The sequence below is a fragment of the Ktedonobacterales bacterium genome (assembly GCA_036557285.1).
Lineage (GTDB): Bacteria > Chloroflexota > Ktedonobacteria > Ktedonobacterales > DATBGS01 > DATBHW01.
On sequence record DATBHW010000022.1, the window covers coordinates 44,211 to 55,992 of the forward strand.

At 59.3% G+C, this 11,782-nt stretch carries 10 protein-coding genes; 4 read left to right on the forward strand and 6 right to left on the reverse strand.

All coding sequences use genetic code 11. From position 1 onward, the window contains the following. Positions 1–130 precede the first annotated feature (130 nt). From VH599_07695 to VH599_07705, 3 genes are all read right to left on the reverse strand, one after another. Positions 131–844, reverse strand: coding sequence for a phosphatase PAP2 family protein (locus VH599_07695; protein ID HEY7348191.1), 714 nt, complete (start codon positions 842–844; stop codon positions 131–133). A gap of 186 nt (positions 845–1,030) precedes the next feature. Beyond that, entirely contained in the window at positions 1,031–2,092 is a 1,062-nt protein-coding gene (locus tag VH599_07700; GenBank protein HEY7348192.1) for a dipeptide epimerase, read from the reverse strand. Next, on the reverse strand, positions 2,089–3,150 hold the full coding sequence (locus VH599_07705) for a DUF1611 domain-containing protein (protein HEY7348193.1): 1,062 nt from the start codon (positions 3,148–3,150) through the stop codon (positions 2,089–2,091). Before VH599_07705 ends, VH599_07700 begins: the two co-directional genes overlap by 4 nt. Positions 3,151–3,404: 254 nt before the next feature. Between VH599_07705 and VH599_07710 the strand changes: the two genes are divergently transcribed. The 4 genes from VH599_07710 to rpoN all read left to right on the forward strand — a co-directional run bounded on the left by VH599_07710 (position 3,405) and on the right by rpoN (position 7,855). Beyond that, a complete protein-coding gene (locus tag VH599_07710) occupies positions 3,405–3,959 on the forward strand; it encodes an HIT family protein (GenBank protein HEY7348194.1) in 555 nt (184 codons plus the stop codon). A 280-nt stretch (positions 3,960–4,239) separates the two neighbouring features. Next, positions 4,240–5,286 carry a selenide, water dikinase SelD gene (selD, locus tag VH599_07715; protein HEY7348195.1) on the forward strand — a complete coding sequence of 349 codons (1,047 nt, stop codon included), beginning with the start codon at positions 4,240–4,242 and terminating at the stop codon, positions 5,284–5,286. 58 nt (positions 5,287–5,344) lie between these two features. Continuing rightward, entirely contained in the window at positions 5,345–6,136 is a 792-nt protein-coding gene (gene rnc / locus VH599_07720) for a ribonuclease III (GenBank protein HEY7348196.1), read from the forward strand. A 309-nt stretch (positions 6,137–6,445) separates the two neighbouring features. Continuing rightward, positions 6,446–7,855 (forward strand): RNA polymerase factor sigma-54, encoded by a 1,410-nt coding sequence (gene rpoN, locus VH599_07725; protein HEY7348197.1) that lies wholly within the window; start codon positions 6,446–6,448, stop codon positions 7,853–7,855. Between the two features lie 96 nt (positions 7,856–7,951). Here rpoN and VH599_07730 read toward each other — a convergent pair whose 3' ends face one another. From VH599_07730 to VH599_07740, 3 genes are all read right to left on the reverse strand, one after another. Continuing rightward, complete coding sequence (locus tag VH599_07730; protein ID HEY7348198.1) at positions 7,952–8,674, reverse strand: response regulator transcription factor; 723 nt, start codon at positions 8,672–8,674, stop codon at positions 7,952–7,954. Between the two features lie 29 nt (positions 8,675–8,703). After that, a complete protein-coding gene (locus tag VH599_07735; GenBank protein ID HEY7348199.1) occupies positions 8,704–10,191 on the reverse strand; it encodes a sensor domain-containing protein in 1,488 nt (495 codons plus the stop codon). 262 nt (positions 10,192–10,453) lie between these two features. Next, positions 10,454–11,776 (reverse strand): thymidine phosphorylase, encoded by a 1,323-nt coding sequence (locus VH599_07740; GenBank protein HEY7348200.1) that lies wholly within the window; start codon positions 11,774–11,776, stop codon positions 10,454–10,456. Positions 11,777–11,782 lie beyond the last annotated feature (6 nt).

An 11,782-nucleotide genomic window follows, 5' to 3' on the forward strand; every position in this document is an offset into this window, starting at 1 on the left:
AACTTACGAGCGTCAGCAGGGCAGAAAAGTGTAAGCGCGGCACACTCTGCAATGCCGCGCTATGCCAGGTTATGAATAGTATTGTACACTGCCTCTCCTGACGACGCAAGAAGGGAGAAGCCAGGGGTGTTCAGGCGAGGTGCACGAGGTGCGCTCCGCCCTCTACTGCTCGCGCCACTGGTCTGAGCAGCCCACGCGCCAGAGTGACAATCAAAGCAGCCAGCAGCCCGACAATGGCGCCGCCGATAATGTCCAGTGGGTAATGCACCCCGACATAAACCCGCGCGTATCCGATAGCGATTGCCATCGCTAGCCCAACCGCCGCCAGCAGACCCGTTTTCCAGCGCAGCCCGGAAACCACTGGCCCGCCGACGCCCTGTGGGCGGTTCATGGACTGTGGCAGAACTGGCGGCGCGGCTCTACGAAAGGTCATGAAGAAACGGATGAGCAAGATGCCCGCGATGGCAAAACTCGCGGCGGTGTGGTCGCTGGGGAACGAGGCGTCTGCCGAGTGTGTAATCAAGGGCGTGAAGTGAAAGGAGATAAAAGGGCGCGGCTCAGGCAGCAGCGCGCCCAGGGCTATATTCAACAAGAGCGCCAGCACGAAGGCTGCTATCGTCCAGACGACGGCTTCACGACTTATGCTGCGCTCAGCCCTGGCGGCGGAACTTTTGCCGCCGGGAGTCCACCACAGGAAGATAATCAAGAGTCCAAACAGATAGATCACATCATTTGCCAGGATCGGCATGAGGGTGTCCAGCAGCGCGGTATGCCCGGCTGGAGCATGGATAGTTGTGAACAAAGCGCCGTTGAAGCTGAGCAGGTCTTGAATGAAGGTTTGCATGGATTGCGATTACCTCAATATTTAACAATTGGTTTACCTTATTTTAACATGGGAGGGAAGCAGGTGTCTCTGCTTCAGATGCCACTGCTGAACAAAGCCGGGGCAGCTTCTCAGGCGAGAAACTGCCCCGATTGTTTTAACGGTATGTTGCTGGTTGCCACTTGCAGCGCCACCTTCCGGGCGGCGCTAGAGCGAGTGTATAGCCGGAGTTGGTAAGACTCCCAATCCTGGTCCGGCGGGCAATACCAGCTTGCCCGTCTCGACCTGTACACCCTGATAGGGGTCGTTATCAACCAGGAGATGCCCGTCTAGATCGGCGTAGTCAACGAGCGGGCTGAGGTGCGCAGCAGCGGTAATAGCCAGCGAACTCTCGATCATGCAGCCCAGCATAATCTGCAAATGGTGGGCGCGAGCGGCATGAATCATCTTGAGCGCCTGCCTGATGCCGCCGCATTTCATCAGCTTGATGTTAATCCCATCAACGCAGCCCACCACGCGCGGAATATCTTCGAGCGTCACGCAGCTTTCATCGGCAAAGATAGGCAGAGGACTGTGTTCGCGCAGCAGGCGCAGCCCCTCCAGATCGCTTGGCGGCAACGGCTGTTCAACGAACTCAATCTGATACGGCTCCAACGCCTCGATCAGTTTAATGGCTTCTTTCAACGTCCAGCCTGTGTTGGCATCAACGCGAATAGTGGCGTTTGAGACATCCCGAATGGCTTTGATGCAATCTAAGTCCTGGCGCGAACCCAGCTTGACCTTGAGGATCGGGAAATCTTTGGCCTGCTCGGCTTTACGAGCCATCTCTGCGGGTGTATCCAGCCCAATCGTAAAAGAGGTGCAGGGTGTCTTCGCCGGATTCACGCCGAGCAGCTTATAGACCGGCACGCCCAGCAGCTTGCCGACCAGATCGTACAGCGCCATATCTACGGCGGCTCTGGCAGCGGCGTTGCGATGGATAACGTTCTCCAGCCCGGTGAGTATTTCTTCCAGCGCAAATGGATCATCCCCTAGATGCTCCGCATATGTAGCCAGACAGGCAAGAACGGTCTCTTGATTTTCGCCGTAGAAAGACGAAGGGGCGGCTTCGCCAAGCCCGACCTGGCCCGGACCATGGAGATGTACGACGACCTGCTGCGTGAAATGCTGCACGCCCCGCGAGATGCGAAACGGCTCGGTCAGCTTCAAGCTCATGAGGGCGGTTTCGAGTTTGAGCATGGTCTTTTCCCCCATCAGTTTTTTTGTCATGAGGTTTTTGCCTGGTTTTTTGCCCGCTCTAAAAGGGCGTCAATCAGTTTGCCCGCGCCGAAGCGTACACAGTCGGTTGCTGGCAGCCCGGTTTCTGCTTCGGCCCGGCGCATCTCGTCGAGCGCGCTGGCCTCATCGAGTTCATACGTATTCAGCGCGATGCCCACCACTGGCGCGGCTCGCAGCCAGCCGATAGCCTGTTCGTAGATTTCAATCACGCGCGGCAGTGGCGGAATGGGAACGCTGTAAGATTTGATATGCGTCCTGCCCGGCTCATAGCAGAGGATCATCATATCGGGCATCGCCCCATGCAGCAGCCCCAGCGTGACCGGCGAATAGGCCGGATGAATCAGAGAACCCTGGCCCTCGACGAAGACCCATTCGTATTCCTGGGTGAACTCCAGCGTCAGCGCCTCCACGCCGCCAGCAGTGAAGTCGCTGATCAAGCGATCCACCGGCACGCCCCGGCCAGAAATCATGATACCCGTCTGGCCGGTGGCGGCAAACCCCGACGAGAGGCCGCGCCGCTGCGCCTCGCGGTCCAGTTCCAACGCGGTGGTCATCTTGCCCACGTTGCAATCGCTTCCGGCCACATAGACGGTATGGCTCCCTGGGCGGTGTGGCGTGTACCTGGCGATCAGCATGGCGCGATCAGCCGGAGGGCGGCGCACATCCCAGATATGCGCGTGATGCCGCTCGGCTGCTTCGTGCAGTTCGGGGTCGTCATCCAGAAACTCGTGCAGGCCGCTGATGATGTGCAGGCCAGCGTTGAGCGCCTGCAACACCTGCCCCCGCCAGGGGTCCGGCAGCCGACCCCCAATGGGGGCGATACCGATCAAGAGGGTATCAGGCCGATACTTCAGGGCTTCGCCGACATCCCGCACGATGGGGATACCCGCCCCAACGCCGTTACCCAGCACCTGCGCGGTATCTTGCCCGGCTTTCGTGCTGTCCAGAACGGCAACGACCTGATCCTGCCCATAACGAATCATGCCTACCGCTGTTTTAGCGCCCTGCCAGTGAAAATGACCTTCGGCCAGGATTGCGATTCGGCGCATGGCCGCTTATTCCTCCTGTGTATCAAAGGACTGAAAGATGAGGAGCGAAGCGTTGCAGAGGAGCAGCATCTGCGTTCAATCGCTGCCCCCAACGCTGGCATTATAGCATGGTTTGCTGATCTGCTTGAGCATGGGGTAGTCTTCTCCCGGAAGGTGGTCTGGTCTTGAGGAGGAGTCTGCGTTTTTTTGCCGTCTGCTACCTGGATAAGCCGTCTAAGCTGCTGAGCTGTTTTCTGTAAAGGAGATGCAATGCGATGCGCCAGCCTTACCAGCCCTTTGATATAGCCAGCTATGTTGAGCGTAGTCGCAATGGACCCTGTTTTATTTGCGAAATGCTCGCGGGGAACCCGCAGTATCGCCACCACATCATTTACGAGGATGCCGCTGCTGTAGCCTTTCTTAACAAGTACCCTATGTTGTATGGCTACACGCTGGTGGCCCCGAAAGCGCATCGAGAGCAGGTGACAGGCGATTTCCCTTTGGATGAGTACCTTGGCCTCCAGCGAGTCATCTACCACGCTGCCGAAGCGATCAGGCAGGTTGTCCCAACCGAGCGGATGTACGTGCTTTCGTTGGGGAGCCAGCAAGGCAATCGGCACGTTCACTGGCATATCGCCCCGCTGCCTCCTGGTGTCCCGTATGAGGAGCAGCAATTGGAGGCGCTCACGCTTTCGAGAGGAATACTTGAACTGCCTGATGAAGAGATGGCAGCCCTGGCAGAGCGCATTCGTCAGGCGCTGGCGATGAAAGGCGATCAGCAGCAGTTCATAGTCTATCATTATCTATCGCCCCGTGATCTTTGGTACTAGTAAACATGGGATACTGACAAGCGAGGCGTGCTACCTGTAGCGCCGCCTTCCAGGCGGCTCAACGCTGGCCTGCCGGTACGTTGGCATGAAGGGCAAGCGGTGGCTCTGGCGCAGCGGTGGCCGCCAAGATGGCGGCGCTACAAGTGGTGACTCCGATAGGTGGTGGAACCGTTATTTTTCGCTGCGTTGACGCGCCGCGTTTGTGCAGACTACAATCAAAGATGCCCAATGAAGAAATACGAGGAATCCCTCAGCATGGTCAAGAGTTTGGGAGGCTTTGATGAGCACCGGCAGGCAGATTCGCCTTACGTCGCTCGCTAGCTGCGCTGGTTGAGCGTCTAAGATGGGGCCTTCGGCCCTGGCGCACGTGCTGCGTCCACTCACCCAGGCGGTGGAACATAACCACCCCGATCTGCTCGTCGGCCTTGCCAGCATTGACGATGCGGCGGTTTATCGCTTGAACGATGAGCAGGCGGTGGTGAGTACGGCTGACTTTTTCCCACCCGTCGTAGATGATCCCTATGCGTTTGGCGCGATTGCCGCAGCCAACGCGATGAGCGATGTCTATGCGATGGGTGGTGAGGTGCTGTTTGCCCTCAATCTGGTGGCTTTTCCCGATACACTTGAGCCGGAGATTCTCAGCGAGATATTGCGCGGTGGGAGTGATAAAGTGGCCGAGGCGGGGGGCGTCATCGCTGGCGGGCATACGGTCACGGATAAAGAGCCGAAATATGGTCTGGCGGTGACTGGCGTAGTGCATCCGCAGCATATTCTTACGAAGGGTCACGCCAGGATTGGTGATGTCTTGATCTTGACGAAGCCGCTGGGAACCGGCGTCATTACGACGGCTCACAAGCGCGATCAGGTTGATGACGCCGACCTTCAGGCGGCCATTGCCAGCATGACCAGACTGAACCGCGACGCCTCGCGCCTGCTGCGTGTGTCTGAAGTCCATGCCTGCACCGATATTTCCGGCTTTGGGCTGCTGGGCCACGCCTGGGAAATGTCGCTGCAAAGCGAGGGTGGCATGCGCTTTGAGTGGGCGGGCCTGCCCTGGCTGCCGGGGGCCAGGCGCTGCGCCGAAGCCGGCTGTGTGCCTGGCGGCACTGGCCGCAACGAAGAGTTTCTGAACGAGCATATCCGTCTGGCCGATGATCTGGGGGAGCCTGAGCGCAGCCTGCTCTTCGACCCGCAGACCTCCGGCGGCTTGCTCGCTGCCATCGAGTCAGCCGCCTGGCCGACGCTGCGCGAACGCTTTGAGGAAGCTGGCCTGCCCTGCTGGCTGATTGGCGAGGTGACGGCTGGCGCGGGTATCGAGGTGGTCTGAGGGCTGGAGGCGCTTGCCAATCTGAGAGACATCAACCTGGGAGAGAGGAACGCTCTGCATGTCTGCCGACCAGCAGCGCAAAGCTGCTGATACACCTGAAGCATCAGAGGCTGGCCCCGCAGTTGAGGCCACTGTGGATAGTGCCTCTGTCCCTGGGCATGCCGATTGGCATCCGCTTGAGCAGAGCCTTGGTTGGCGCTTTCAGCAGCGACAGCTTTTGCTGGAGGCGCTCACGCACCGCTCCTATGTGTTTGAGACGCCCAACCAGAGCCTTGCCCCCAACGAGCGCCTGGAGTTTCTGGGTGATGCCATCCTGGGCTTTCTCAGCGCGGAGTATCTTTTCCGCGCTCATCCGACCCTCAGCGAAGGCGAACTCACCGATGCCCGCGCCGCTCTGGTGAAAGCGCCCACGCTGGCTGATTTCGCCCGCCGCGTGCGCCTGGGCGACCATCTGCGCATGGGCAGGGGCGAGCAGCGCAGCGGAGGCCGCCGCCGCGATCCGCTGCTGGCCGCCGCATTTGAGGCGCTGCTGGGCGCGCTCTATCTGGATGGCGGCCTGGAAGCCGTCCGTCAGTTTTTGCTGCCCCTGCTGGAGCAAGAAGCGGAGCGCGTGATTGCTGCCGGACGCTTGAAAGATGATAAGTCGCTGCTGCAAGAACTGGCGCAGGAGCATCTTGGGATTACTCCCAGCTATCGCATTGTGGCTGAGGAGGGACCGGCGCATCACCGCCAATATACGGTTGAAGCACTGCTTGGCAATGAGGTTGCTGGTCGAGGGCAGGGCCGCAACAAACAAAGCGCCGAACAGGAAGCCGCCCGGCTCGCGTTGCAGGCCAGCGGCTGGCTGTAGCCAGAGATAGTGATCTGCCCTCTCAAATCTCCTCTCTTCGGCCATTTTTTGGCACGCTGTTTGCTCTATGGGGAAGGATGCCTGAACAGTGGGGGTGTTCAGGCTTGTCCCTGTGCGCCTGAATGGGGAGCAATGGTAGAATTGTAGACAGCGCCTTTTCTCGGATGGGCTGGCGCGGGCTGCTCTTATTTGCTATACTCGAAGTTGGGCGATCTCTCATTCTGGAAACGGGGACAATCTCTCATGATGCTTCTGTGAGTATCTGCAACCGCGATTCGGAAGACGGCAATCAGATGGGAGAAGAATCCGATGTATCTAGAACAGAGTCAGACTCCTTCGCAACAGCCGACGCTCAATATCTCTGCCAAACTGATCGCCTCCATCAAAATCTTGCAGCTTTCTGCTGAGGAATTGGAGCAGTCAATTGCGCAAGAGATGCTGGAAGACCCGGCGTTTGAGATGGAAGAATTAAGCCAGTGCCAGCGTTGTGGAGCGCAGATGAAAGACGGCATCTGCCCTACCTGCGGCGGCACGGTGAGTACCCTCCAGGCTGATGGGGCGCTCGAATGGGATGACTACGCTGATCCTGGGCTGGTGGGGGGTGACGAAGATGAGTTTGATCCGCTGGCTCGTGTAGAAGATACGGCCTCGCTTGCAGAAGTGCTGCTCTGGCAGATGCAAGCCATTGTTGAACCAGGCGATCTCCCCATCGCTGAATACCTGATTGGCAGCTTAGATAGTCATGGGTATATCCGAGCGTCCGTTGAGGAGGTTGCGCGTATCCTGCGGGTGGAGGTTGAGCGCGTACAACGTGTGCTGAGCCTGCTCCAGATGCAGGAGCCGATTGGGATCGGCGCGCGTGATGTACGTGAATGCCTCTTGATTCAGTTGTGCTGGTTCCGCGAGCAGGGCAAGCCGCATCCGCTGGCGGAACAACTGGTGACTCATTATCTTCCACGACTCGCCGACCGTCATTTTATGGAGATCGCCCGCGAAGCCCATGTGCCCAGTTCGCATATCCGCACGGCGTGGCAATTTATCCGCACCAATCTCAACCCCTATCCGGCGCACGCCTTCGATCCCTCGGCTGCTAATTTCTCTGGAGGCCGTGTGCGCACAACGCTGGTGCGTCCAGATGTGGTCATTCGTCGCACCGAGACCGGCTTTGAGGCTGAGGTGGTGGAAAATAAAAAATATTTGTTCCGCGTGAACCCGACGTATCGGCATCTGATCACGACACTGGACCCATCGCAAAGCAGCGAAGAGGACCGCCAACACATCCGCCAGTACACCTCGCGCGCGCAGTTCTTTATCGAATGTATTCATCAGCGTTGGGAGACGCTGAAAAAGATCTCCGATGCGCTCGTGGAATATCAGCGCGAGTTTCTGGAAAAAGGCGTTCGCTCTCTGCGCCCCCTGACTCGCGGGGAACTGGCGGAGCATGTTGAACTGCACGAATCAACCATCAGCCGCGCCACAGCCAATAAGTTTGTCTTGCTGCCTGAAGGGCGCACCATCCCCTTCGACGATTTCTTTGATGCCTCGTTGCGCGCGAAAGATACGCTGCGCGAACTGATTGACTCTGAAGACCCCAAACACCCGCTGAGCGATGAGGAACTGGCGGCTCTGCTTGAGGAGCGAGGCATGTTCGTTGCCCGTCGTACCGTCGCCAAATACCGCGAATCAATGCGCATTCCGCCCTCGCGGATGCGTATGTAGCTTTGCAGTAAGCAGCCACTTGCAGCGCCGCCGTCCCTTCCCAAAGGGACGGCGGCGCTGCAAGTCTAAGTTGCAGGCATGCGCCAGGATAGGCTATTACAGCATGAAGCGATAGCCGACTCCCCAGACGGTGACAAGCTTCTCGCTCAGCGGCCCCAGCTTTTTGCGCAGCCGGGTGATCTGCGTATCAACGGTGCGGTCCAGGCCATCGTACTCGTAGCCCCAGATTTGCTCCAGTAAAAATTCGCGGCTGAAGGCCCGGCCTGGGTGGGAGGCCAGCAGGACCAGCAGATCAAACTCTTTCGGCGTCACATCAACCTCGTCGCCGTTGATCATGACGCTGTGCCTGGCGAGATCAATAGAGAGGGGGCCATGCACAATTGGCTCTGGCGCGGGAGGTAAGACGCCTGCTTCGGCGCGCTGCGCCTCCGACGCCGGGCTGTGAATGCGACTATCCAGGGCCACACGGCGCAGGATGGCGCGCACGCGCGCCAGCAGTTCGCGCATACCAAAGGGCTTGACGACGTAATCGTCAGCGCCGACCTCCAGCCCCAGCACGCGATCAACCTCCTCGGAACGAGCGGTCAGCATCAGAATCGGCATGAGATGGTTCTGGCGAATCTGGCGGCAGACAGCCAGCCCATCCAGGCCGGGAAGCATCCAATCGAGGATCACCAGTTGGGGCGGGTGTCTTTCCACCAGACTCAGGGCGTTCAGTCCATCGAACGCCTGATAGACAGTATGGCCCTCGGCCTCAAGCTGGGTGCGAATTAAGTTACAGAGGTCGTGCTCGTCCTCAACGACCAGAATCGTTGCCATCTTACGGCCCTCGCTTCTCCCAAGCTGCTCTACCGCTCGCTTTGTGGGGCTGCTGCCGAAGGAACACCGTGCAGCAGCAGGCGAAAACGGGTGCCTTCGCCAACCGCGCTTTCCGCGCTGATCGAGCCGCCCATCGCGTTGACCAGATCGCGCACAATTGCCAGCCCCAGGCCAAAGCCGCCGGTTGATCGCGCCCGCGAGGCATCGGTCCGATAGAACCGCTCGAAGACACGTTCCAGGTCTTCCGGCGGGATGCCGATGCCGGTATCGGCAACGGTCAGCGCAAGCTGGTTGTTGTCGGCCCGTTCGAGCGAGATGGAGACAATGCCGCCTGCGGGCGTGTACATGATAGCATTGCGCACCAGATTGAGCAGCACCTGCGTCAGCCGCTGGCGATCAGCCAGCGCCAGCGGCAGGCCAGGCGGGATGCTGCGCGTCAGCGTGACCTGCCGCTCGCGGCGGGCCAGCGGGGCCATCGTTTGATACGTCTCCTCGACAATCTCATCAATAGCAACGGGTGTGATGTCCAGGCGCAGTTCTCCCGCTTCAGCGCGGGCCAGGGAGAGTAAGTCATCAACCAGGGCGCTCAACCGCTCGGTTTCCCGCTGAACGATTTCAAGGTAGCCCTGTTGTCCAGACCCGGTTGATGCGCTGGCAGACCGATCTTCATGTGCCATCAGCAAAGACTCGACATGGCCGCGAATGCTGGCGATAGGCGTGCGCAGTTCATGCGAGACGTTCACAATTAATTCGCGGCGGCTCTGCTCCGAGCGTTCCGCCTTGGCATGTTCCTGCGCGGCGATGGCCCTGGCCTCCGCAAGCTGCATGGCGGTATTGCGCAGGCCAAGCATCAAACGGGCGAATAGCCCCCAGGCGTAGGCAATGCCGTTCAGCACATGCAGCGAGGCCAGCGTGGCAAAGACGCCCAGCACCGCCAGGAACAGGAACAGGGCGATGGCCCCCGGCTCTATCTGCCCATTGATCTTCACAAAGAACTCGTAGGAGTTGTAACCGCCGCCAATGGCATTATAAATCATGGTATTGATCAGATAGGCGAGCCAACCGAACATGAGGCTGAGCGAGGCCGTCAGCAGCGCGACGACCAGGGTGAATGAGCAGATACCAAAAGGGAACTCCACGAAAAGATAGAAGAGGCTCGTCCAGGTCACTGGGGATCGCAGGCGGGCCATGAACTGCCTGGTCCAGGGCATGCCAGCCAGGCGCGCGTCCTTCATAAATGGGATGGGCACATGGAGCCAGCCCCTGACCAGCAGGCGCTCGAAACTGGCGAGACCTTGCCACAAGATGATCGTCAGCAGCAGGATGGGGATGCCGATCCAGATGATGAGTGTGCCAACACCAATGGATAGCCCGGTAATGAGCAGAACAAAGTACACGATGCCAAGCGGAAAGGCGCTCAGCAAATACAGGATGTTGAGATAGGTCTGCTTCTGGCGAGCAACGCTAAAGAATCCCCCCGCCGCCAGAAGCTGCTGATTGCTGCCTGGATAAGTCATGTGCGCCTCTCTGTGTCGAATATGGATGATCAAATGGTGAGAGTTCACTCCCGTTCTCTCTTCCGTTGCGGCTCCTTGAGTAAAGCCTTGCTTTGAGTATAGCCTTTATGTATGTCAGAATTGTGTCATAACCAGCAATGCTCTGTAACAAAATAGCGCCATTTTGCCGGTCAGCATCACCTGCCGAGAAGCAAAGCACGTCGGGCATTTCTCTCGCAGAAATGCCCGACGTGTGGCTGAGAGCAGCGTAACAAGCGGCTGGCTAAAAAGCGCCTGCCCCGCTGGAGATTTCGCCGTAAATCAATGGGCCAGGCGAAACCGGCTCATCGCTCCAGCCATAGGCGCTGAGAAGTTCGGCCTGAATCGCCTGCGCCTGGGCTTCGGTGCGCGCGTGAATCTCAAGCAGCGGCTGTCCAGCCTCCACCTGATCGCCAATCCTGGCGAAAAGAAGCAGGCCGGTGGCGTGATCGATAGGATCGCCCTTCTTGAAACGTCCGGCGCCCAGCTTCATGGCTGCCAGCCCGACGCGCTCGGCATCAATCCCCGCGATATAGCCTGCGCGCGAGGCTGGCAGCGGTATCCGTATCGGCGCGGCTGGCAGCAAAGCCGGTTCTTGCGCCTGACGCGCGTCGCCACCTTGCGCCTCTATCACTGCTGCCAGTTTATCAAGCGCGGCGCCAGTGCTGATGGCCTGACGCACGCTGGCCTCGGCCTCTTCTCGGTTGGCAGCGAGTCCCGTCATCTCCAGCAGGCTCGCCACCTCGTGATGGCAGAGGGCAGTTACATCTGCTGGCCCCTTGCCCTGGAGGATGTGGATCGCCTCCCTCAGTTCCAGGGCGTTGCCGACGGCTTGCCCCAGGGGCTGGTCCATCGCCGAGATCACCGCAGCCGTCTGCACGCCTGCGCGCGTGCCGATCTCTACCATCGTCTGCGCCAGCGCCTCTGCGTCTGGGATCGTCTTCATAAACGCGCCCGAACCAACCTTGACATCCAACAGCAGATGCGAAGCGCCAATAGCGAGCTTCTTGCTCATGATGCTGGAAGCGATTAAAGGGATGCTGTCAACCGTTCCGGTGACATCGCGCAGCGCGTATATCTTGCCATCGGCAGGCACCAGGTCGTTCGACTGTCCGGCAAGGACCAGCTGATGGGCGCGCAGGATGGACCAGAACTCCTCGCGCGAGAGCGCCGCCCGAAAGCCACTGATCGACTCCAGCTTATCAACGGTGCCGCCAGTATGGCCCAGGCCGCGCCCGGTCATCTTGGCAACAGGTAAACCGCAGGCGGCCACCAGCGGCGCGACGGCCAGCGTGACTTTATCGCCCACGCCGCCGGTGCTGTGCTTATCAACCACTGGCGAGATAGTCCGGCGAACCTCCAACTGTTCGCCGGACCGCGCCATTGCCAGCGTCAGGTCGGCGGTTTCCTGGGCGTTCATGCCGCGCCAGAGAATTGCCATGAGCAGCGCGGAGAATTGATAGTCGGGAATCTCGCCCTGAGTGAAGCCTCGGACAAGCCGCTCAATCTCTTCCGCGCTGAGCGCGTGACCATCGCGCTTGCGCTTGATAAGCTCAACGGTTTGCATAGTCCC